This window comes from Streptomyces sp. NPDC028419, assembly GCF_055565515.1.
Genome location: NZ_JBVHUE010000001.1, coordinates 356,892 through 378,236, shown reverse-complemented (window position 1 = coordinate 378,236; position 21,345 = coordinate 356,892). Strand labels below are relative to the sequence as shown.

Here is a 21,345-nt window from a genome sequence, read left to right as displayed (position 1 = left end):
TTCCTAAATCAGGCGAGGCCGGGGATGAGGGTGATGAGCATGTCGATGAGCTTGATGCCGATGAAGGGGGCGATGAGGCCGCCCACTCCGTAGAGGCCGAGGTTGCGGCGGAGCATCTTGTCGGCGCTGGTGGGTCGGTAGCGGACGCCCTTGAGGGCGAGCGGGACCAGGGCGATGATGATCAGCGCGTTGAAGATGACCGCGGAGAGGATCGCGGACTCGGGGGAGGCCAGGCCCATGACGTTGAGCTTGTCCAGGCCGGGGTAGACCACCGCGAACATGGCCGGGATGATCGCGAAGTACTTCGCGACGTCATTGGCGATCGAGAAGGTGGTCAGTGCTCCTCGGGTGATGAGGAGCTGCTTGCCGATCTCGACGATCTCGATGAGCTTGGTGGGGTTGGAGTCCAGGTCCACCATGTTCCCGGCCTCCTTGGCGGCCGAGGTTCCGGTGTTCATGGCCACGCCGACGTCCGCCTGGGCGAGCGCGGGGGCGTCGTTGGTGCCGTCGCCGGTCATCGCGACGAGCTTGCCGCCCGCCTGTTCGCGCTTGATGAGGGCCATCTTGTCCTCGGGCGTCGCTTCCGCGAGGAAGTCGTCGACACCGGCCTCTTCGGCGATGGCCTTGGCGGTGAGCGGGTTGTCACCGGTGATCATGACGGTCTTGATGCCCATGCGCCGCAGCTCGTCGAAGCGTTCGCGCATGCCCTCCTTGACCACGTCCTTGAGGTGGATGACACCCAGGATCCGGGCGCCGCGCGCGTCCTCGACCGCGACGAGGAGCGGCGTGCCGCCGGCCTCGGAGATGCGGTTGGCCAGCAGGTCGGCGTCGTCCGCGACGTGTCCGCCCTGCTCCTTGACCCAGGCGATCACGGATCCGGCCGCGCCCTTGCGGGTCTTCTTGCCGTCCACGTCGACACCGGACATCCGGGTCTGGGCGGTGAAGGCGATCCATTCGGCGTGGGCCAGTTCGCCCTGGTGGCGTTCGCGCAGGCCGTACTTCTCCTTCGCCAGGACCACGATCGAGCGGCCCTCGGGGGTCTCGTCGGCGAGGGAGGACAGCTGGGCGGCGTCGGCGAGTTCGGCCTCGGTGGTGCCCTTGACCGGCACGAACTCGCTGGCCTGACGGTTGCCGAGGGTGATGGTGCCCGTCTTGTCCAGCAGCAGCGTCGACACGTCACCAGCCGCTTCGACCGCACGCCCGGACATGGCCAGGACGTTGCGCTGCACGAGCCGGTCCATGCCCGCGATGCCGATCGCGGAGAGCAGCGCCCCGATGGTGGTGGGGATCAGGCAGACCAGCAGCGCGGTGAGCACGATCATCGACTGCTCGGCGCCCGCGTAGATCGCGAAGGGCTGGAGGGTGACGACCGCGAGCAGGAAGACGATGGTGAGCGAGGCCAGCAGGATGTTGAGGGCGATCTCGTTCGGGGTCTTCTGCCGGGCCGCGCCTTCGACGAGGGCGATCATGCGGTCGATGAAGGTCTCGCCGGGCTTCGTGGTGATCTTGATGACCACGCGGTCGGAGAGGACCTTGGTGCCGCCGGTGACCGCGCTGCGGTCACCGCCCGACTCCCGGATGACGGGGGCCGATTCACCGGTGATGGCGGACTCGTCGACGGAGGCGACGCCTTCGACGACGTCACCGTCGCCGGGGATGATGTCACCGGCCTCGCAGACCACGAGGTCACCGATCCGCAGCTCGGTGCCGGGGACCTGCTCCTCGACGGCGCCGTCGAGGCGGCGGGCGACGGTGTCGGTCTTGGCCTTGCGCAGGGTGTCGGCCTGGGCCTTGCCCCGGCCCTCGGCGACGGCCTCGGCGAGGTTGGCGAAGATCGTGGTCAGCCACAGCCAGGCCGTGATGGCCCAGCCGAACCAGTCGGTCGGGTTCCCCAGGGCCAGCACGGTGGTGACGACCGAGCCGATCAGCACCACGAACATGACCGGGGACTTGACCATCACCCGCGGATCGAGCTTGCGGACGGCGTCCGGGAAGGACTTCACCAGCTGAGCCGGGTCGAAGAGGCCGGCGCCGACCCGCCCTTGCTCCGGCGCGTGTCCGGTGGGGGCGTCCTGGTGCGGTGCCCGCGTGGGCGTGGGGGTGGGGGTGACGGTGCTCATGAGGCGAGCCCTTCGGCGAGCGGGCCCAGCGCCAGGGCCGGGAAGTAGGTCAGTCCGGTGATGATGACGATCGTGGCGACCAACAGGCCCGCGTAGAGCGGCTTGTCGGTGCGCAGGGTGCCGGCCGTCTCCGGCACCGGCCGCTGCTCGCCCAGCGAGCCCGCCAGTGCGAGGACGAACACCATCGGGAGGAAGCGGCCCAGCAGCATGGCGAGGCCGATGGTCGTGTTGAACCACGGGGTGTCGGCGCTGAGCCCGGCGAAGGCGGACCCGTTGTTGTTGGCGCCCGAGGTGTAGGCGTAGAGGACCTCGGAGAAGCCGTGCGCCCCGGCATTGGCCATCGACGCGCGCGGCCCGCTCAGGGCCATCGCCACGGCGGTGAATCCGAGGACCAGCACGGGGGTGATGAGGATGTAGCAGGCGGCGAGCTTGATCTCGCGGGTGCCGATCTTCTTGCCCAGGTACTCGGGGGTGCGGCCGACCATGAGGCCGGCGATGAACACCGCGATGATCGCCATGACCAGCATGCCGTAGAGGCCGGAACCGACACCGCCGGGCGCGATCTCGCCGAGCTGCATGCCCAGCAGCTGGATGCCGCCGCCGAGCCCGGTGTAGGAGGAGTGGAAGGAGTTGACCGCACCGGTCGAGGTCAGGGTGGTGGCGACCGAGAAGATCGCCGAACCACCGATGCCGAACCGGGTCTCCTTGCCCTCCATCGCACCGCCCGCGGCCTGCAACGCCGGTCCGTGGTGCGCGAACTCGGTCCACATCATCAGCGCGGAGAAACCGAGCCAGATCACGGCCATCGTCGCCAGGATCGCGTAGCCCTGGCGCAGGCTGCCGACCATCCGCCCGAAGGTCCGCGGCATCGCGGAGGGGATGAGGAGGATCAGGAAGATCTCGAAGAGGTTGGAGAAGGGGGTCGGGTTCTCGAAGGGGTGGGCGGAGTTGGCGTTGAAGTAGCCGCCGCCGTTCGTCCCGAGCTCCTTGATGACCTCCTGCGAGGCCACCGCGCCGCCGTTCCACTGCTGCGTGCCGCCCATGAACTGGCCGACCTGGTGGATGCCGGAGAAGTTCTGGATGACCCCGCAGGCGACGAGGACGAGCGCACCGATCACCGAGATCGGCACCAGGATGCGGACGGTGCCGCGGACCAGGTCGGCCCAGAAGTTGCCGAGGTCACCGGTGCGGGAGCGCGCGAAGCCCCGTACGAGGGCCACCGCGACGGCCATGCCGACCGCAGCCGAGACGAAGTTCTGGACCGCGAGCCCGCCGGTCTGCACGACGTGGCCCATGGCCTGCTCGCCGGAGTACGACTGCCAGTTCGTGTTCGCCACGAAGGAGACGGCCGTGTTGAAGGCCTGGTCCGGCTTGATCGAGGCGAAGCCGAGCGAGCCGGGGAGCACGCCCTGCAACCGCAGCAGACCGTAGAGGAACAGCACGCTCACGCCGGAGAAGGCGAGGACGGAGCGCAGGTAGGCCGGCCAGCGCATCTGCGCGGACGGGTTCGCACCGATGGCCCGGTAGATCCACTTCTCCGGCTTGTAGTGCTTCTCGGAGGAGTAGACGCGGGCCATGTAGTCGCCCAGCGGCCGGTGGGCGAGGGCCAGCGCGGCGACGAGCGCGAGGAGCTGGAGCACCCCGGAAAGAACGGGACTCATCGGGCTAGAACCTCTCCGGGAACACGAGGGCTATGACCAGATAGCCCAGCAGCGCGACGGCGACCAGCAGGCCGACGATGTTTTCGACGGTCACAGCTTGGCCACCCCCTTGGCGACGAAGGCCACCAGCGCGAAGAGCGCGACCGTGGTGACGACGAAGGCCAGATCGGCCATCGTGAGCTCCTGAGGGTTCCGGGGACGACTTTCGGACACCTCCGAGTGGAACCCCTGGAACACCCTCCCGCGCACGTCCTTGACGGGCCCCATACGCCCCCGTAGGCGGCTTTTACGCCTCTCTAACGCCTGACCCCCATGCCCGGCCCGCCCCGTGGCCCGCCCCGTGGCCCGACCCGTGGCCCGACGCCCGTCCCGGACCCGTCCGGGGCACCCGCACCACCACCAGGCTCGTGTCGTCGTCGGTGTCCCCGGTGACCCGCGCCAACAGCTCGTCCGCCATCGTCTCCACGGGCCCGGCCCCCACCCGCTCGGCCGCCCGCCGCAGCGCGGCCAGGCTCCGCTCCATGGCGACGTGCCGCCGCTCCACGAAACCGTCCGTGTACAGCAGCAGGGTGTCCCCGGGGCGCAGGTACAGCTCCGCCTCCTCGTAGCCGACCGCCGCCACGGCCCCGAGGAGGATGTTGAGCGGTGCCTCCAGGATCGCCGCCCGCCCGTCGCGCAACAGCAGCAGGGGCGGGTGGCCCGCGCCGGCCCAGCGCAGCGAGCCCGTCCGCGGGTCGTACACCGCGCACACCGCGGTGGCCGTGGGCCCGCCGCGGGTGCCCAGGGTGACCTCGTTGAGCCAGGCCATCAGGGCGCCCGGACCCGCGCCGGTCACCGCGAGCCCGCGCAGCGCGTTGCGCAGCACGACCATGCTGGTCGCCGCGTCGATGCCGTGCCCCGCGATGTCCCCGACCGCGAGCATCACCCGGCCGTCCGGCAGCGCCAGTACGTCGTACCAGTCCCCGCCGACCAGGTAGTCCTGGGCGGCGGGCCGGTAGCGCGCCGCGATGTCCAGGCCGCCGGCCGGTTCCGTGACCGAGGGCGCCTCCGGGACGATCGCCCGCTGGAGCCGGAGCACGAACAGGGCCCGCGCCGTCGCGTCCTCGTGGGCCGCCGACAGCGCGAGCTCGTTGTGGTGCTGCGCGGACACGTCCTGGTAGACCCCGGTGAGCCCGACCAGCGCCGCCCCCGACAGCAGCGGCTCGGCGGCGATCCGCACGTGCCGCACGCCCCCGTCCGCCCGGATCACCCGGACCAGCGCCCGGTCCCCCCGGCGCCCCTCCACCAGGGAGGCCAGCAGCCCCTCCAGCAGGGGGACGTCCTCGGGGTGCAGCCGGGCACCGAGCCGGGCCAGCGGCACCGGCGGCGCGTCCGGGTCCATCCCGAAGAGCGTGTACGTCTCCCGGCTCCAGTCCGTGGCGCCCGTCAGCAGGTCCTCCGCGAAGTACCCGACCCGGTCCAGCCGCCCCAGGGCCCGGGCCAGGGCCTCGCTGCGCAGGGCCGCCGCCTCCCACAGCACCGCGGCCCGCCCCCGCCCCAGCGGCAGCACCCGGACGTCGTCCAGCCCGCCCACCCGCCCCAGCCGCAGCGGCTCCGGCCCGGAGACCGCGGGCCCCAGCACGCCCCAGGCGTACGGGAAGACCTCGGCGCCGGACCGCCCCACCGGGCTGCGCACCGCGCCCAGCGCCCTGCGCGCGGCCGGGTTCACGTACTCCAGCCGGCCGTCCGTCCCCAGGAGCGCCGCCGGGCCGGAGGCCAGCTCCAGCAGCGCCGCCTCCCCGGCCCGGGTCCCGGGCGGATCGGGGTCGCCCAGCAGCGCCCCGCAGGGCTCGCACAGCAGCTCGGCGGTGCGCCGCACCCGGTCGTCGGGGCCCTCGGCGGTGTCCCAGACGCACAGGGCCACCCCGACGATGTGCCCGTGCCGGCGCAGCGGCAGCACCGCGCGCGTCCCGGTCCCGCCCGGCAGCCAGTCGTCCACGCCCCACCAGGCGGCGCCCTCCCACAGCACCCGGTGCAGCGGGGTGTCCGGCGGCACCCACTGCCAGTGCAGCGCCTCCTGCGGCCCCGCTCCGGCCTGCCCGGCCAGCGCCAGGCAGTCGGTTCCGGTCCGGCGCCAGAGGTAGAGCGTGCGCACCCCGATCCGGCGCAGCCCCTCGTCCAGCAGGGTGACGGCGGCCTCCCCCGCGCTGTCGGTGGCGAGGACGGCCGCCGTGGCCCGGCGGATCCGCCGGGCTTCGGCCGGGGCCTCGACCACCAGGGACTTCGCGGCGGCGTTCAGGATGTCGGCGGCCAGGTCGCCGGCGCTGAGCCCGGTGCTGACGGCCAGCTCCAGCAGGTGGTCCGCCGCCTCGGCCGGGGTCACCCGGAGCTGGTCGACGAGCACCCCGGTGGCCAGGTCGAGCAGCCGCCGGCGCGCCCGGTCGTCGTACAGCTCGGCGACCTCGGCGGTCAGCGCGGAGACGGCCGCGGCCAGGGCCTCGGCGGGGGCGCCGCGCAGGCCCCGGACCACCTCCTGCCCGATGCCCCGGTCGGTCTGCGCACCGGTGTCCCGGCTGATGTCCCGGCTCATGTTCCGGCTCCAGGTCCTCAAGGATCTCCAGTGTGCTCCCTGAGCCGCCCCGCGGGTGTGCCTCCGGTCACTCGAACGGGTAAGCGCAAGGGCCACCGGGTATACCGGAAGGGTCAGCTCGCACGACGGCCGTGCCGCGATCAGGCAGTGCGACCACCCGTCGGAGGAGCACCACATGCTGCGAACAGATGACCGACACCAGCTCATGGAGGGCATACCGGAGGAACCGCTCAAGGTGAGCACCGCCGACGCCAGAACCCTTTCGGTGACCCTGTTCGAGCGGCTGCGGGCCCTGGAAGAGGGCACCGCCGAGTACTCGTACGTGCGCAACACGCTCGTCGAGCTCAACCTCAGCCTGGTCAAGTACGCCGCCCGCCGGTTCCGCGGGCGCAGCGAACCGATCGAGGACATCATCCAGGTCGGCACGGTCGGACTGATCAAGGCGATCAACCGCTTCGACCCGGGGCGCGGGGCGGAATTCACCACCTTCGCCATGCCCACGATCACCGGTGAGATCAAGCGGTTCTTCCGTGACACCAGCTGGGCCGTGAAGGTCCCGCGCCGGCTCCAGGAGCTGCGGCTGGACACGGCCAAGGCCCAGGACGCCATGGAGCAGGACCTCGGGCGCGCCCCCACCGAGGAGGAGCTGGCCGAGAAGCTGGACGTCACCCCGCAGGAGCTGGCCGAGGGCCGCAAGGCCGCCGTCGCCTATTCCGCGCGCTCGCTGGACGCTCCGGTGCCGGGCGAGGGTGACGGGGACTCCTTCGACAGCCAGCCGGTGCTCGGCGAGGACGAGGACGCCTACGACCGGATCGAATGCCTGGAGTCCCTCAAGCCGCTGCTGTCGGTGCTGCCCGAGCGCGAGCGCACCCTGCTGTCGCTGCGCTTCGGCGACGAGCTGACGCAGTCCGAGATCGGCGACCGGCTCGGCCTGTCCCAGATGCACGTGTCCCGGCTGCTGACCCGCACCCTGGCCCGGCTCCGCGCCGGCCTGCTGGAGGACGCCCCCGAGAACGAAGGCGCCGACGGCGGCTCGGCTCCCTCGACGACCTAGTGCTGTGAGCGGCCCCGGCGGGGCCGGGTGGGCGGCGGGAGCGGTGCGGCCACCTCGGCCCACACGGTCTTGCCGCCCACCACCTCGTCGCGCTCCCAGCCCCAGTCGCGGGAGAGCCTTTCGAGGACCACCAGCCCGTGTCCCCCGGGGACGGACGGATCGTCGGGCGAGCGGCGGCGGGGGTGCTCGGGGCTCCCGTCGCTGACTTCCATCCGCAAGCCGCCGCCGGTGTGCCGCAGCACCAGCGCGCCCGGGCCGCCCGCGTGCAGGCAGGCGTTGGTGACCATCTCGGACACCAGCAGCAGGACGTCCTCCGCCACCTCCGCGGCCTCCGCCGCCACCGGGTCGTCGCCGCGGTCGGCCTCGGCCCCCGGGTCGGCCGGGAGCCAGTCCCACTCGGTGAGGGCGCGCCGGGTGAAGTCGCGGGACCGGGTGACCACCCCCGTCACCGGCCCGCCCAGCACCAAGCGCCGCGTCTCCTCGGCCGGCGCGGCCACGGGTCGCGCCGGCCCCGGTCGTGCCCGCTCGGGTTCAGGCACCGGTCCCGCCACCGTCGCTCGCCAGGGCCGCGGCGAGGTCGTCGTGGACGCGGAACACGCCGTCGGCCCCGGTCGTCCGGAACATCCTGGCCACCGGCTGGCGCAGCCCGGCGAGCTCCAGGCGTCCGCCGGTCGCCCGCGCGGCCATCCTGGCCCGCAGCAGCGCGTTGAGCCCGGTGGAATCGCAGAAGCCCAGCCCCGCGCAGTCGATGAGCAGCCGGGACGCGCCGTCCCCGGCCAGTGCCGCCGCCAGGGCCGCCCGTAGGGGGCCCGCCGTGTCGTGGTCGAGTTCGCCGGAGAGCGTCAGGACGACCGCGCCCTCCACGTGGGTCGCCTCGACCGAGAACCGCTCCGCCATCACCCGACCCACCTCCCGTCGCCCCGCGCCTACCCCGCTCCCCCGGGCTCAACCACGTGGCGTTCGGTTGCCGATGCCTTCACCCACCCTCACCTATATTCCGAATTACGGAAACTTGATTCCAGCATGCGATAAGTTAAGATCCATTTCCTCACCACCCGGCACCCCGAGCAGGAGGACACATGACCGAGAGCCGCGTAGCCCTGATCACCGGTTCGTCATCCGGAATCGGCGCCGCCATCGCCCGCCGGCTGACCGCCGAGGGCATCCGGGTCGTGATCAACTCGGCCCACAGCGAGCAGGCCGGCCGGGAACTCGCCGCCGAGCTGCCGGGGGCGCTCTACGTGCGGGGGGACGTGTCCGACCTCGCCGACGCACGCCGCATCGTGGCGACCGCGGTCGAGGCCCACGGGCGCCTCGACATCCTCGTCAACAACGCCGGTCGGACCCGCTTCATCCCCCTCGACGACCTCGACGCCGCCGATGCGGACGCCTGGCGCGACATCTTCGAGGTGAACGTGCTCGGCACCTGGCAGATGGTCACCGCCGCCGCCCCCCACCTGCGGGAATCCGGGGCCGCCTCGATCGTGAACATCTCCTCGGTCTCCGCGACGCGGGCCCTGGGCAGCTCCGTTCCCTACGCCGTCAGCAAGGCCGCGGTCAACCACATGACCCGGCTGCTCGCCGCACAGCTCGGGCCCGCCATCCGGGTGAACGCGGTGGCCCCCGGGCTGATCGAGACCCCCTGGTACGACGGGGCCGAGGAGGTCTGGGAGAGCTCGCGCGAGTGGATCACGGCCAACACCCCGCTGCGCCGGGTCGGCACCCCGGAGGACGTCGCGGAGGCCGCCCTCTACCTGGTGAACGCCGCTTACACGACGGGCGACGTGCTGACCGTCGACGGCGGCCGCCACGTCGTGTGAGCCCGCCGCCCCGGGGCCTCAACCGCCCGCCCATCCACATCGTGGACAACTACGCTCGACCCATGAACGCAGAAGCCGCCCGCACCCGTGACGCCGTGAAAGAAGCTGACCGGAAGCACGTCTTCCACTCGTGGTCGGCCCAGGAGCTGATCGACCCGCTCGCCGTCGCCGGGGCGGAGGGTTCGTACTTCTGGGACTACGAGGGGAACCGCTTCCTCGACTTCTCCAGTTCGCTCGTCTACACCAACATCGGCTACCAGCACCCCAAGGTCGTCGCCGCGATCCAGGAGCAGGCCGCCCGGCTGTGCACCCTGGCCCCCGGCTTCGCCGTGGACGTCCGCTCCGAGGCCGCCCGCCTGATCGCCGAGCGCACCCCCGGCGACCTGGACAAGATCTTCTTCACCAACGGCGGCGCCGAAGCCGTCGAGAACGCCGTCCGGATAGCCCGGGTGCACACCGGGCGCGCCAAGGTGCTGAGCACCTACCGCTCGTACCACGGGGCCACCTCCACGGCGATCAACCTGACCGGTGACGCCCGCCGCTTCGGCAACGACACGGCGACCGCCGGGGTCGTGCACTTCTGGGGGCCCTACCCCTACCGCTCGCCCTTCTACTCCGAGACCCCGGAGCAGGAGGGCGCGCGGGCGCTGCGGCACCTGGAGGACACGATCGTCTTCGAGGGCCCGCAGTCGATCGCCGCGATCATCCTGGAGAGCGTCGGCGGCGCCCCGGGCGTGCTCGTACCGCCGCCCGGCTACCTCGCGGGCGTGCGCGAGCTGTGCGACCGCTACGGCATCGTCTTCATCCTGGACGAGGTCATGGTCGGCTTCGGCCGCACCGGCCGGTGGTTCGCCGCCGACCACTGGGACGTCACCCCCGACCTCCTCTGCTTCGCCAAGGGCGTCAACAGCGGCTACGTACCGCTCGGCGGCGTCGCGATCTCCGGCGCCATCGCCGAGACCTTCGCCCGCCGCCCCTACCCCGGTGGCCTGACCTACTCCGGGCATGTCCTGGCCTGCGCCGCGGCGGTGGCGACCCTCACCACCATGGCGGAGGAGGGCGTCGTCGAGCAGTCGGCGCGCACCGGTGCGCAGCTGCTGGGTCCGGGGCTGCGGGAGCTGGCCGAGCGCCACCCCTCGGTCGGTGAGGTCCGGGGACTGGGCACCTTCTGGGCGCTGGAGCTCGTACGGGACCCGCGGACGCGCGAGCCGCTGGTTCCGTACGCCGCCTCGGGCGCGGCGGCCGCTCCCATGGGCGCCTTCGCGGAGGCCTGCAAGAAGGGCGGGCTGTGGCCGCTGGTCGCGGGCAACCGGCTGCACGTCGCCCCGCCCTGCAACATCGCCGCGGCGGACGTGGCCAAGGGCCTGGCCGTCCTCGACGAGGCCCTCGCGGTGGCGGACGCGCACATGGCGTGAGCCGTGCGCCCGGGCCCGCCGAAGGCCCGGGCGGGCGGTCCTGTGCGGTCGCCCAGGCAGGGGGGCCGGTTCTCGGACGATCCGTACCGGGGAGAACCGGCCGCCCGCGTGCTGCAATCCCCTTCAAGCACCTACGGACCGGGATGCACGTCAGTCCCGGGGCGGCCCCCGCGGGCCGAACGGCGGGGAGCGGCGCGTCCAGGGCACCGGGCGGGCGCTGGACGCCGGGCGTACGGGATCCAGAACACCGGACTCCGTGTTCCCGAGTACCCGAAGGAAGACAGCATGAGCAAGCACGTCCTGGGCCACAACCAGTACGGCAAGGCCGAGAACCGCATCGTCAAGGTCACCCGCAAGGGAAACGACGGTTCGTGGCACGAGATCCGCGACCTCAACGTCTCGGTCGCGCTCCGCGGTGATTTCCGCGACGTCCACCTCACCGGCGACAACGCCCACTGCCTGCCGACCGACACCACCAAGAACACGGTGTACGCCTTCGGCAAGGAGCACGGCATCGACTCCCCGGAGGCCTTCGGCATCCGGCTCGCAAAGCACTTCGTCTCCTCGCAGGCCCCGATCCGCGAGGCGCAGATCCGCATCGAGGAGTTCGCCTGGGAGCGGATCCCCGTCCCGACCCGCAAGGAGCAGCACTCCTTCGTCCTCAAGGGCCAGGAAGTGCGCACCGCGCAGGTCACCTACAGCGAGACGACCGGTCTCCAGGTCATCTCGGGCCTGAAGGACCTGACGGTGATGAACTCGACCAACTCCGAGTTCCACGGCTACATCAAGGACAAGTACACGACCCTCCAGGAGGCGTACGACCGCATCCTGGCCACCAAGGTCACCGCGCGCTGGGCGCACTCGGCGCTGGCCGCCGACGACCCGGAGCACGACTGGGACCGCTCGTACAAGAAGGTCCGCACGCACATGCTGGACGCCTTCGCCGAGACGTACTCCTACTCGCTCCAGCAGACCCTGAACCAGATGGCCGAGCGGGTGCTCGACCACTGCCCGCGGGTCAACGAGGTCCGGCTGAACCTGCCCAACAAGCACCACTTCCTCGTCGACCTGGAGCCCTTCGGCCTCAAGAACGACAACGAGGTCTACTTCGCCGCGGACCGGCCGTACGGTCTGATCGAGGGCACCATCCACCGCGAGGGCGTGCAGCCGGTGATCGCGACCAGCGACTGGATCGTCGCTTAGGCCGTCTCTTTCGGATCTTGCCGGGCCCGCCCCAGCAGCAGGTTCCAGCGGCCGGCCCGGCCGGTCAGCTCGGTGACGGTCTCCGGGCGCACGTCGAGCCGCCAGAAGGCGGCGTGCGGCAGCTCCAGCGCGTGCACGACGGCCGCGCGGACGACGGCCTGCTCGACCGGCACGTGGTGACGGCCCCCGGCCAGCTCGGCCAGGGCCGCCCCCACGCGCGCGGTCAGCGCGGCCACCGACTCGCCCCCGGGCGGCGCGTAGTGCGGGTCCGTGAGCCACCCGCGGACCCCGGCCGGGTCCTCGGCGGCCACCTCGTCCAGGGTCCGGCCGGCCCAGGCACCGGTGTCCAGGCCGTTCAGACCAGGATGTTCCGGGCAGGGCGCGCCGGACCCGAAGCGGCCCTGGCGGGCGGCGAGGTCCAGCGCGGGGGTGACGAGGAGCAGGCGCACGGGCGCGGCGGAGGACATGGGCCGAGGGTAGAGCGCACGCCCGGGGCGTGAGACGGCGGCCACACGCCGTGGTGTTCACGCCACTTGCGCGGTACGGTCTCGGACGACATGACGACGGTATGACGGAAGTACCGGTGAGAATCCGGCACGGTCGCGCCACTGTGAATCCTCCCGCGAGGGAGGGAAGTCAGACCCGCCACCTTCGTCAAGAGCACCACTGACCGGGACGCGTGTTCCCCCTGGAGGTTCTGCCATGGCCCACTCCGCCGTGCCCACGACGGCTCCCGCCGCCGTTTCGCCCATCTCGCTCAAGGAACTGGCCCCCTGGGCCCTGTTCGTCGGCATCCTGATGCTGGTCCTGCTCTACTTCGTCGGCGCCGAACAGGGCGCCACGGCCGTCTTCCAGGGCGACACCATCCACGAGTGGATGCACGACGGCCGCCACCTCCTCGGCTTCCCCTGCCACTGATCTCCGCCACGGCAAGAGGAACCCAACCGATGAACTCCATTTCCGTGCGTGCCCTGTTGATCCGGGGCATGCTCGCCGGCCTGGTGGCCGGCGTGGCGGCCTTCCTCGTCGCGTACCTCCTCGGTGAATCCAAGGTGGACGCGGCGATCGCCATCGAAGAGGCCGCCAACGCCGGTCACGACCATGCCGAGATGGCTCCGGTCAGCCGCGCCCTGCAGTCCACCGCGGGGCTCGGCACCGGCGTGCTCCTCTACTCGGTCGCGCTCGGCGGCATCGCCGCGCTCGTCTTCTGCTTCGCCCTGGGACGCATCGGCCGCTTCACGCCGCGGGTCACCTCGCTGCTCGTCGCGGGGGGCCTGTTCGTCACGGTCACCCTGGTGCCGTTCCTGAAGTACCCGGCCAATCCGCCCGCGGTCGGTGACCCCGACACCGTCGTGAAGCGGACCACCCTCTACGTACTGATGATCGCGCTCAGCGTGCTGCTCGCCGCGGCGGCCACCGTGCTGGGACGGCGGTTGGCTCCCTCGCGGGGGAACTGGAACGCCAGCGTCATCGCCGTCGCCGCCTTCGTCGTGGCGGTCGGTGTCGCCTACGCGTTCCTGCCGTCGATCTACGAGGTTCCCGCCGATTTCCCGGCGGGGCTCATCTGGCAGTTCCGGCTGACCTCGCTCGCCATCCAGGCGACGCTGTGGGCGGTTTTCGGCCTCGGCTTCGGAGTTCTTGCCGAACGCCTCCTTGTTCCTTCCGCCACGCACAAGGAAGCTGTTCAGCCTACGAGCTGATCAGTTGATCGCCTCGGTCACCACGACGGAGGGCCCGGCATGCGAACGGCGACACGGCGTTGGCAGACCGGGCCCGGCCAGACCGGGCTCGGGCAGACCCGGCCCGGCCAGACCCGGCCGGAGCAGGCCGGCCCCCGGCAGGGCTGGCACCCGCGGGGCTGGCGCTGGCAGGGCTGGACGGGCGCGGCGCCCTTCTGGGTCAATCTGCTGCTGCTCGTCGTGGTCCAGTTCTCCGACGTGACCCTGCTGGCCCAGATCGGCATCATCACGGCGCTGGCCGCGATCGGCGGTCTGGTCCGGCACCTCTGGTACGGCGACTACGGCCACCCGGCCGTCCACATGGCCGCCGCGCTCTTCGGCGCGGCGGCCGTCGCGTTCGTCCTCACCTGATCACCCGTTCGGCGGCATGCCCGCCATCGGCTCGAAGCCGCCCTCGTACCCGGCGCGAGCTGCGAAGACGTACTCCTGACGACCCGACACGCCTCGGACACCTCAGCAAGGGCCGGTCGTTCTCACGGTAGTGACAGTCCGACGGGGGTCCCCTGCTCACAGGAATCCGGCCGCCCCCGCCCCGGCCGGACTCAGGAGGGACTGCCATGCACCGCCCGAAGTGGATTGCCGGCGGACTGACGGTGGCTCTGCTGTGCACCGGACTCGTGCTCTTGCGCCAGACCGACGGCGCGGCCGGCGACCCGGGTGGCACCGATGCCGCCGGCGCCTTCGCCAAGGCCCCCGCGGAGGGCTTCCCCTCCCGGGCCCTGGGCCTGTCCGGACACCGTCGACTCGTCGAGCAGTTGGAGGACGGGCGCGAGGAGCACGCGGGGCACGGCGCGGGCCGCGGTCCCCACCGGGGCGCGGGCCGGTCGGCGGCCGCGCCGCTGTCGGCGGCCCGCCCACTGCGGCTGCGCATCCCCGACCTCGGGGTCGACCTCCCGCTGAGCGCGGGGTCGGCGGGCAACGCGGTCGGCTGGGACGTGGACAGCCCGACTCCGGGCGCCGCCGGGACGGCCGTGGTCTCCGGAGAGAGCGCGACCCTGCGGCTGGCCACGCTGCGCAAGGGGCGGACGATCGAGATCCCGCGCGCGGACGGACGTACCGCCGTGTTCACGATCGACCACATCGGCACCCCCCGGGCCACGGACTCCGGCAAGCGCCCCGCACTGCGCGTGGTCACCGGCGAGACCACGGTCCACGCCCATCTGTCGGGGACCCGGCGCGGCAGGTAGCCCGTGGGGGGTGTGTTCCTCACCCGATCGGGGGCTTCTGAGGTGCCGCGGGGGCACTCCCGGGCGCGTCGGGGCACATCCCGGGAATGAGCGGGACGCGGTGTGCGCGGACGATGCGGACGGCACTGGCGAGGGCCCTGGCAGTGGCCTGCGTCGTGCTGCTCTGCGCGTTCGGCGCCGGGGCCGCCGCGGCGGGTACGGAACCCGCTCCCCGGCCCGCGTCCGCGGCCGAGCCCGCCGAATCCGATCCGGGCGTCGATCCCGAGGTACGGGCCGCCCCGCGGCCCTGCGCGCGCGGCATCGCGCCGCGCCACGCCCCGTCGCCGGGACTCACGGTGCTCGCGGCGCCCGCGGCGCGCGCGTTCCCGTACGCGTGCGGGGAGAGCGTCGAGGGGCCCCGCACGGTGCGGAGTGTGGTCCTGCGCTGCTGAGCGGGCCGAGCAGCAGAGCACCCCCACACCCCTGTCACCCCCTGTGAGGTTCCGCCATGCCCATCGACCCCTACGCGGCCCTGAATGCCATGCTCCGCGCGGAAGCCGCCCGTTTCACGGTGGCGCCCCCTGCCCCGAGCCCCACACCGCTCCCGGCCGACGCCAGGCCGGGCGCCGACGCCCCGGTGGACACCACGCCGGGCGAGTGAGCGGCCGGGCGGGTGAAGGTCCGGTGTTTCACGTGAAACACCGGCGCGCCTGACGCACCGGGCGGGCGCATGAGGAACGCCGCTTCCCGGGCCCTCGGCAACGGAGAGTGGACGGTGAGGTTCGACCACCGGGCCCGGGAAGCGGCGCCTCTGTCAGTCTGCGACAGGGGCGCCGGCTCCCGCCTCGGGCAAAAGTCCAGGGTTCGTCGGCCGGAAGACCCATCCGGGTCGGACCGCCGGGAGATCGCTCAGGGCTCGCGCGTGTAGTAGCGGTAGAACGCGCCCACCGCCACGCCCGCGGCCGCCGCGAGGGCGATGCCGCTCGACAGCAGCACGCTCTGGCCGGTGAGGCTGTACAGGTAGCCCAGCGCGATGCCGGTGAAGATGCCGTACGCCGCCGCACGGGCCTCCCGCGGCAGCTGCGGGCCGACGCGCGCGAGCACGATCAGGCAGGCGGCGAAGAGCACGCCGCACAGGATCCCGTAGAAGACGTTGCCCGCGTCGACCGGTCCCATCTGCCGTTTCATGAAGGCCGCGTAGACGCCGTAGATCAGCCCGAGGGCCAGCGGGCGGGCCAGGGCGGCCCGGCCGGAGTTCTTGAGGTCCGCCGCGTACCGCGCGCGGGCGGTGGGTGCCGCATGTGCCATGACCGGGCTCCCTCTCTGGATCGGAGCGTGTCCGTCGGGAGCGTGTCCCGCTTCCTCACCCTCAAGGGCACACCCGCCGTCCGCACCGGGCAAGTGGATCAAGCGCGGCGAGGGGCGGGGGCCGACCGGCGCCCGTGGCGCACGGGTGACGTTGCCCCGGCGGAACCACCCGTACGCAGCAACCACGCTCGCCCTCCGCAGCCGCCTGGCATTGGCTGGTGGCGTGCGCAGCTTCCTCTCGGCCGTCCTCGTCGTGCTCGTGGCACTCCTGGTGCCCCTGAGCGCCGTCGCGTACTGGGCCGACCGCGAACTGGGCGACGCCGACCGCTACACCGCCGCCATGTCCCCGCTGGCCGGGAACCACGACGTGCAGCGGGTGGTCGTCACCCAGGCCTCCCGCGCGCTCGTCGGCCAGATCGACGCGGGCCCCTTCCAGGGCGGGGTCGAGAGCCTCCTCGGCGAAGCCCTGCGCTCCTTCACCGGCACCCCCGCCTACCGGACCGCCTGGGACGCGGCCAACCGCGCCGCGCACGCCGCGTTCCTCCAGGCGCTGACCACCGGTGAGGGCGACGCGCTGACCATCGACCTCGCGCCCATCGTCGAGCAGGTGAAGGGGGAACTCGTCGGCGACGGCGTGCCGCTGGCCGACCGGATCCCGGTCTCCCACCTCACGGTCAAGGTCATGGAGTACGACAACCTCGGCGCCCTCCGGAGGAGTTTCCACATGCTCCAGATCGCGGGCATCTGGCTCCCGGTCCTCACCCTGGTCCTCGCCGTCGCCGCGGTGGCCGTCGCCGCCCGCCGCCGCCGTGCCCTGATCGCCGTCGGCGCGGGTCTGGCGATCGGGGGCGGGCTGCTGTGGCTGGCCGTGCGGATCTGCCGCGGGCTCACCCTGGACGACCTGCCGCCCGACGTCGACCGGCCCGCCGCCGCCGCGGTCTACGACGCGCTCACGGCCTTCCTGCGCACGACCACCTGGGCCGTCCTCGCCCTCGGACTCGCCGTCGCCCTGGCCGCCTGGCTGACCGGTCGACTGCGCCGGACCCCATAAGCTCGGAACGTACACAACGTCCCAGGAAAGCCCCAGAAGAACCGATTCGCGAGGGGCGGTACGGAAGCGGCATGAGCAGCGAACAGATACCGTCCGGACGGACCCGGTCCCATCCGCTCGCCCCGCCCGACTGGCTGCTCAAGGGACTGCGCCCGAGCACCGCTCCGGTCCCCTGGGCCGCCGCGGCGCGCGCCGGCATCGCGCTCGCCGTGCCGCTCGCGGCCGGATTCGCCCTCGGTGAGCCGGAGTACGGCGCCCTCGTCTCGATGGGAGCCCTGTCCGGGGTGATCGGGGACACCGCCGACGCCTACCGGATGCGGGTGCTCAACATCGCCGTCCCGCAGCTCTTCGGCGGGGTCGGCGTGGCCCTGGGCACCCTGGTCTTCGGCCACGGCTGGCTCGCCGTCGGGGTGCTCACGCTCATCGCGCTGGTCTCCGGGATGATCTCCTCGATCGGCACGGTCGCCTCCGTCTCCGGTCTCTTGTTGCTGCTCAACGCGGTGGTCGGGGCCGGGCTGCCGATGCCCGAACCCTGGTGGACCGCACCGCTGCTGCTCAGCGCGGGCGGGCTGTTCGTCCTCGCGCTCACCCTGCTCGGCTGGCCGCTGCGCGGGCGCCGCCCGGAGCGGGCCGCCGTCGCGGCCACCTACCGCTCGCTCGCCGAACTGCTGGAGGACGCGGGCGCTCCCGGCTACGAGGAGCGCCGCCAGAAGGTCACCCTGGCCCTCAACCAGGCGTACGACCTGGTGTTGGCGCGGCGGGCGCGGGTGCACGGGCGCAGCAGCTCCCTGGTGCGGATGCTGGCCCAGCTCAATGTGGTCATCCCGCTGGTCGAGGCCGCCCCCGCGGCCCACCTGCGCGGCCGGCCGCTGCCCCCGGAGATCCCCGCGGCGGTGCGGCAGTTGGCCACCGCCGTCGAAGAGGGCCGCACGGGGGTCGTCGTACTGGACCTCCCCGCGCCGCACGGCCAGTCCGAGCGGGCCATCGACGCGGCCCTGCGGCACGCCGCCACGATCGTGCACCTGGCCGAGCCGGACATGCACAACGTGGACGACCGGCTCGGGCGGCCCGCGGCGCTGGGCGTGCGGGCCCGGCGCGCGGTGCGCGACATGGCGTTGTCCGCGGCCTCCTGGCGGTACGGGCTGCGGCTCGCGCTGTGCATCGGGCTGGCCCAGGCGCTCGTGTCGGTGGTGGAGATCGAGCGCTCGTACTGGGTGGCCCTGACCGTCACCTTCGTCCTCAAGCCCGACTTCGGCTCGGTCTTCTCCCGGGCCGTGCTGCGCGCCCTGGGCACCGCGGGCGGGCTGGTCGTGGCCGCCGCCGTGCTCTCCGAGGTGCCGCGGGGCTGGTGGGACGTCCCGGTGATGGTGGCCCTCGGCGCGCTGATCCCGATCTTCTCCGCCAAGGGGTACGCCTTCCAGACCGCCGCGATCACCCCGGTGATCCTGCTGCTGTCGGACCTGCTCAACCACCAGGGCTTCGACCTGATCCGGCCCCGGCTGCTGGACAGCCTGATCGGCTGCGCCATCACGCTCGTCGCGGGCTACCTGCTGTGGCCGGAGAGCTGGCGCACCCGGATCGGCGACCGGCTCGCCGACACGGTGGACGACGCCGCGCGCTACGTCGAGCGGGCCTTCGGGCCGCACGAGGACACCGAGGCGGGACTGAGGGCGGCGCGGACCGCCCGGCTCCAGGCCCGCCGCCGGATCTACCGGGACCTGTCGGGGGTGCGCAGCGAGTTCCAGCGGGCGCTGACCGAGCCGCCGCCCGTCGGGGCCCGGGCCGCCGCCTGGTGGCCGCTGGTCGTCGCCGTGGAACGCATCGTGGACGCCACCACCGCCGCCCGGGTCCGGGTCAACCACGGGGCCGAGCGCCCGCCGGCCGCGGAGGTCGCCGCCGTCACCGACGGGCTGCGCGCCCTGGCCGGGGCCGTCCGCGCTCCCGGCGCCCCGCCCCGGGAGCGCGCGGCCGCCTCCGACGCCGTCGCGGAGGACTCCGTCCTCTTCCCCGTGCAGCAGGAACTGGCGGCGGCCCGCGCGATCGCGGACCCGGCGCCGTAGTTCCCGCCGTCACCCGGATGGGTCCGCGTCCGGGCCCCCTCGGGCGGGGCGGGAGAGCATCGGAGCATGCGGAGCACGCACGCGCGCGTCCTGCCGGTCCTGGTCGCCCTGCTGGCGGCCACGGCGGGCTGCGCCGACACCGAGGGCCTGCGCAGCGCGGGCGACCTGGGCGTCGTCCACGCGCCGCAGACCCTGTGGAAGGACGTCCGCCCCGCCCCGCCCGGTGCCGGGCAGGCCCCCGGGCGGGCCGCGGTCGTGCCCGGGCTGGCCGTGGTCCCGGGCGGCGACATGCGGGGCGTGGACGTGCTGGACGTCGTACGGGCCGACATCACCTCCGACACCCGGCAGGACGGCGGGACCGGGCGGCTGGTCGACCCGCGGGCCGCGCAGCGGCTCGCGCCGTGCACCGACGAGCCGGGCGGTGGGCCGGACTGCCCGCTGCGGCCGGGCGTCCTGCACGACCTCACGGGCAACGGCAAGGACGAGCTGATCGCCGCCCTGGACATCGACGACCGGGTCAGCGAGCTGCGCGTCTACACCGTCCAGGACGACGGCAGGATCGCCCGGATCCTGGCCCGCCGCGGGGTCCTGGAAGGGGTGGAGGTCGCCGCCGAGCACCTGGCGGTGCGCGAGCCCACCTCGAATCCGAAGTACATCTCGGTCTCCGACTACGTGTGGGACCCGGACGCCGGGCTGATGAACCTCTCCCAGCTGACCCTCGACGACTGCCCCACCTCGGGGAACCCGGCCGTCCCCTGCCCGGCGGGCGGCCCGTGACCGGCCGCCGGTGGCGGCCCCTGCGCCGGCTGACGGGCAGCCTGCGCTGGAAGATCGCGCTGACCACCACCGCCGTGTGCTGCGCGGTGGCCGCCGTCCTCGGGGTCCTGGTGCACAACGTCGTGGCCCGGCAGATCAGCGGCGAGGTCCGCAAGGACGTGGACCGCGACCTGGAGAACGCCCTCGCCGCCTACCAGTACGGCACGACGATCGGCGCGGCGAACTCCGCCCTGGACCCGCCCGCCCTCCCCGCCCCGCTCCGCGCGCTCGTCGCACGCGGCGAGACGGGCAGCATGGTCGGCACCCTCGCCGGCAAGCCCGTCATGTGGGCCGCCGGGCCCGCCGACCGCAGCGCGCTCGCGGTCTGGCAGCCGTACGGGGACACCCGCGACCGGCTGCGGGACATCGACGCCGCGATCCTCGCCTCCAGCGCGCTCGCCGCCGGGCTCGTGGCACTGGCCGGCCTGTTCCTCGCCAACCGGATCAGCAAGCGGCTCACCACCACGGCCGCCGTCGCCCGCCGGATCAGCGCCGGTGACCTGGACGCCCGGGTGGGCCTGGCGAAGGGCCCGGGCCGGGACGAGGTCGAGGAACAGGACGAAGTCCGGGACGTGGCCGTCGCGCTGGACTCGATGGCCGCCTCGCTCCAGGGGCGGTTGGAGGCGGAGAAGCGGTTCACCGCGGACGTCGCGCACGAGTTGCGCACGCCGCTGACCGGCTCGCTCGCGGCGGCCGCCCTGCTGCCCGAGGGACGCCCCAAGGAAATGATCAACGACCGGTTGCAGGCGCTCCATCTGTTGACCGAGGACCTGCTGGAGATCTCCCGACTGGACTCGGGCGTCGAACGGGCCGAGCTCGCCCACGTCGAACTCGGCCGGGCCGTCGAGCGGATCGTCGCCGGGAGCCGGTCGGCGGCCTCGGTCGTCGTGGTGCGCGACGCCGTCGTGCTCACGGATCGGCGACGGCTGGACCGGATCATGGCCAACTTGTTGGCCAACGCCGAGAAGCACGGCCGGCCGCCGGTGCAGATCACCGTGGAGGGGCCGGTGGTCGCCGTGCGCGACCACGGGCCGGGGTATCCGGCCGACCTGATCGAGCACGGCCCGCAGCGCTTCCGCACCGGCGACCCGGGGCGCGGGCGCGGTCATGGCCTGGGGCTGACCATCGTGCTGGGGCAGGCCGCCGTGCTGGAGATCGCGCTGGACTTCGCCAACGCGGCGGACGGGGGCGCGGTGACGACGCTGCGGCTGCCCATCGGGAAGCTGACGCCGGGGAGTTGACCCGCGGGCCGGTGGCCGGTGGGCCGGCCCTGTGACCGCGGGATGAACAGAGGGTGAACCAGGGCCCCGCCAAGGGGAGTTCACGCTGGTCGGCGGCGTGCGGAGGCGGCGAACGACGCGAA

General features: G+C 73.1%; 23 protein-coding genes. 14 read left to right on the top strand and 9 right to left on the bottom strand.

The window, feature by feature from the left end; all coding sequences use genetic code 11:
* Window positions 1-8: 8 nt before the first annotated feature.
* The 5 genes from kdpB to ACZ4UB_RS01800 all read right to left on the bottom strand — a co-directional run bounded on the left by kdpB (window position 9) and on the right by ACZ4UB_RS01800 (window position 6,350).
* Window positions 9-2,120 carry a potassium-transporting ATPase subunit KdpB gene (gene kdpB / locus ACZ4UB_RS01820; protein ID WP_468067584.1) on the bottom strand — a complete coding sequence of 704 codons (2,112 nt, stop codon included), beginning with the start codon at window positions 2,118-2,120 and terminating at the stop codon, window positions 9-11.
* Window positions 2,117-3,781: a potassium-transporting ATPase subunit KdpA gene (gene kdpA, locus ACZ4UB_RS01815; protein ID WP_468067583.1), complete on the bottom strand. Its 1,665-nt coding sequence runs from the start codon at window positions 3,779-3,781 to the stop codon at window positions 2,117-2,119. The genes kdpB and kdpA overlap by 4 nt, the downstream gene beginning before the upstream one ends.
* Window positions 3,782-3,785: 4 nt before the next feature.
* Window positions 3,786-3,875 (bottom strand): K(+)-transporting ATPase subunit F, encoded by a 90-nt coding sequence (kdpF, locus tag ACZ4UB_RS01810; RefSeq protein ID WP_354378716.1) that lies wholly within the window; start codon window positions 3,873-3,875, stop codon window positions 3,786-3,788.
* Window positions 3,872-3,994: a hypothetical protein gene (locus ACZ4UB_RS01805; protein ID WP_354378717.1), complete on the bottom strand. Its 123-nt coding sequence runs from the start codon at window positions 3,992-3,994 to the stop codon at window positions 3,872-3,874. Before ACZ4UB_RS01805 ends, kdpF begins: the two co-directional genes overlap by 4 nt.
* A 73-nt stretch (window positions 3,995-4,067) precedes the next feature.
* A complete protein-coding gene (locus tag ACZ4UB_RS01800; RefSeq protein WP_468067581.1) occupies window positions 4,068-6,350 on the bottom strand; it encodes a SpoIIE family protein phosphatase in 2,283 nt (760 codons plus the stop codon).
* A 205-nt stretch (window positions 6,351-6,555) separates the two neighbouring features.
* On the opposite strand from ACZ4UB_RS01800, the gene ACZ4UB_RS01795 reads away from it, so the two are divergent.
* A complete protein-coding gene (locus tag ACZ4UB_RS01795) occupies window positions 6,556-7,404 on the top strand; it encodes a SigB/SigF/SigG family RNA polymerase sigma factor (protein WP_468067730.1) in 849 nt (282 codons plus the stop codon).
* On the opposite strand, the gene ACZ4UB_RS01790 is transcribed toward ACZ4UB_RS01795, so the two are convergent.
* Both ACZ4UB_RS01790 and ACZ4UB_RS01785 read right to left on the bottom strand, forming a co-directional pair.
* Entirely contained in the window at window positions 7,401-7,943 is a 543-nt protein-coding gene (locus ACZ4UB_RS01790) for an ATP-binding protein (protein ID WP_468067579.1), read from the bottom strand. The genes ACZ4UB_RS01795 and ACZ4UB_RS01790 overlap by 4 nt on opposite strands.
* Window positions 7,936-8,301: an STAS domain-containing protein gene (locus ACZ4UB_RS01785; RefSeq protein WP_354378721.1), complete on the bottom strand. Its 366-nt coding sequence runs from the start codon at window positions 8,299-8,301 to the stop codon at window positions 7,936-7,938. The genes ACZ4UB_RS01790 and ACZ4UB_RS01785 overlap by 8 nt, the downstream gene beginning before the upstream one ends.
* A gap of 182 nt (window positions 8,302-8,483) precedes the next feature.
* Here ACZ4UB_RS01785 and ACZ4UB_RS01780 point away from each other — a divergent pair, with 182 nt between their 5' ends.
* The 3 genes from ACZ4UB_RS01780 to pucL all read left to right on the top strand — a co-directional run bounded on the left by ACZ4UB_RS01780 (window position 8,484) and on the right by pucL (window position 11,842).
* Window positions 8,484-9,224 (top strand): SDR family NAD(P)-dependent oxidoreductase, encoded by a 741-nt coding sequence (locus ACZ4UB_RS01780; RefSeq protein WP_468067577.1) that lies wholly within the window; start codon window positions 8,484-8,486, stop codon window positions 9,222-9,224.
* Window positions 9,225-9,286: 62 nt separating this feature from the next.
* Entirely contained in the window at window positions 9,287-10,639 is a 1,353-nt protein-coding gene (locus ACZ4UB_RS01775) for an aminotransferase class III-fold pyridoxal phosphate-dependent enzyme (protein ID WP_468067575.1), read from the top strand.
* A gap of 285 nt (window positions 10,640-10,924) precedes the next feature.
* Window positions 10,925-11,842 (top strand): factor-independent urate hydroxylase, encoded by a 918-nt coding sequence (pucL, locus tag ACZ4UB_RS01770; protein ID WP_468067574.1) that lies wholly within the window; start codon window positions 10,925-10,927, stop codon window positions 11,840-11,842.
* On the opposite strand, the gene ACZ4UB_RS01765 is transcribed toward pucL, so the two are convergent.
* Window positions 11,839-12,309 (bottom strand): histidine phosphatase family protein, encoded by a 471-nt coding sequence (locus ACZ4UB_RS01765; protein WP_468067572.1) that lies wholly within the window; start codon window positions 12,307-12,309, stop codon window positions 11,839-11,841. The genes pucL and ACZ4UB_RS01765 overlap by 4 nt on opposite strands.
* A gap of 235 nt (window positions 12,310-12,544) precedes the next feature.
* On the opposite strand from ACZ4UB_RS01765, the gene ACZ4UB_RS01760 reads away from it, so the two are divergent.
* The 6 genes from ACZ4UB_RS01760 to ACZ4UB_RS01735 all read left to right on the top strand — a co-directional run bounded on the left by ACZ4UB_RS01760 (window position 12,545) and on the right by ACZ4UB_RS01735 (window position 15,408).
* Window positions 12,545-12,760, top strand: a complete 216-nt coding sequence (locus ACZ4UB_RS01760; RefSeq protein WP_283450817.1) for a CbtB domain-containing protein — start codon at window positions 12,545-12,547, stop codon at window positions 12,758-12,760.
* A 29-nt stretch (window positions 12,761-12,789) separates the two neighbouring features.
* Window positions 12,790-13,542: a CbtA family protein gene (locus tag ACZ4UB_RS01755; RefSeq protein WP_354378726.1), complete on the top strand. Its 753-nt coding sequence runs from the start codon at window positions 12,790-12,792 to the stop codon at window positions 13,540-13,542.
* Window positions 13,543-13,581: 39 nt separating this feature from the next.
* Window positions 13,582-13,932, top strand: a complete 351-nt coding sequence (locus ACZ4UB_RS01750) for a hypothetical protein (protein WP_468067571.1) — start codon at window positions 13,582-13,584, stop codon at window positions 13,930-13,932.
* A gap of 206 nt (window positions 13,933-14,138) precedes the next feature.
* A complete protein-coding gene (locus tag ACZ4UB_RS01745; RefSeq protein ID WP_468067569.1) occupies window positions 14,139-14,768 on the top strand; it encodes a class F sortase in 630 nt (209 codons plus the stop codon).
* 113 nt (window positions 14,769-14,881) lie between these two features.
* Window positions 14,882-15,199 (top strand): hypothetical protein, encoded by a 318-nt coding sequence (locus ACZ4UB_RS01740; RefSeq protein ID WP_468067567.1) that lies wholly within the window; start codon window positions 14,882-14,884, stop codon window positions 15,197-15,199.
* Window positions 15,200-15,255: 56 nt separating this feature from the next.
* Window positions 15,256-15,408, top strand: coding sequence for a hypothetical protein (locus ACZ4UB_RS01735; protein ID WP_468067566.1), 153 nt, complete (start codon window positions 15,256-15,258; stop codon window positions 15,406-15,408).
* A gap of 248 nt (window positions 15,409-15,656) precedes the next feature.
* Here ACZ4UB_RS01735 and ACZ4UB_RS01730 read toward each other — a convergent pair whose 3' ends face one another.
* Window positions 15,657-16,055, bottom strand: coding sequence for a hypothetical protein (locus tag ACZ4UB_RS01730; protein WP_354378731.1), 399 nt, complete (start codon window positions 16,053-16,055; stop codon window positions 15,657-15,659).
* Between the two features lie 223 nt (window positions 16,056-16,278).
* Between ACZ4UB_RS01730 and ACZ4UB_RS01725 the strand changes: the two genes are divergently transcribed.
* The 4 genes from ACZ4UB_RS01725 (at window position 16,279) to ACZ4UB_RS01710 (ending at window position 21,223) form a co-directional block, all read left to right on the top strand.
* Window positions 16,279-17,106: a hypothetical protein gene (locus tag ACZ4UB_RS01725; protein ID WP_468067564.1), complete on the top strand. Its 828-nt coding sequence runs from the start codon at window positions 16,279-16,281 to the stop codon at window positions 17,104-17,106.
* Between the two features lie 71 nt (window positions 17,107-17,177).
* On the top strand, window positions 17,178-19,166 hold the full coding sequence (locus ACZ4UB_RS01720) for an FUSC family protein (protein ID WP_468067563.1): 1,989 nt from the start codon (window positions 17,178-17,180) through the stop codon (window positions 19,164-19,166).
* 66 nt (window positions 19,167-19,232) lie between these two features.
* The gene (locus ACZ4UB_RS01715) at window positions 19,233-19,943 is read left to right on the top strand and encodes a hypothetical protein (protein ID WP_468067561.1); all 711 of its coding nucleotides are present in this window, start codon (window positions 19,233-19,235) and stop codon (window positions 19,941-19,943) included.
* Complete coding sequence (locus ACZ4UB_RS01710; RefSeq protein WP_468067560.1) at window positions 19,940-21,223, top strand: ATP-binding protein; 1,284 nt, start codon at window positions 19,940-19,942, stop codon at window positions 21,221-21,223. The genes ACZ4UB_RS01715 and ACZ4UB_RS01710 overlap by 4 nt, the downstream gene beginning before the upstream one ends.
* Window positions 21,224-21,345 lie beyond the last annotated feature (122 nt).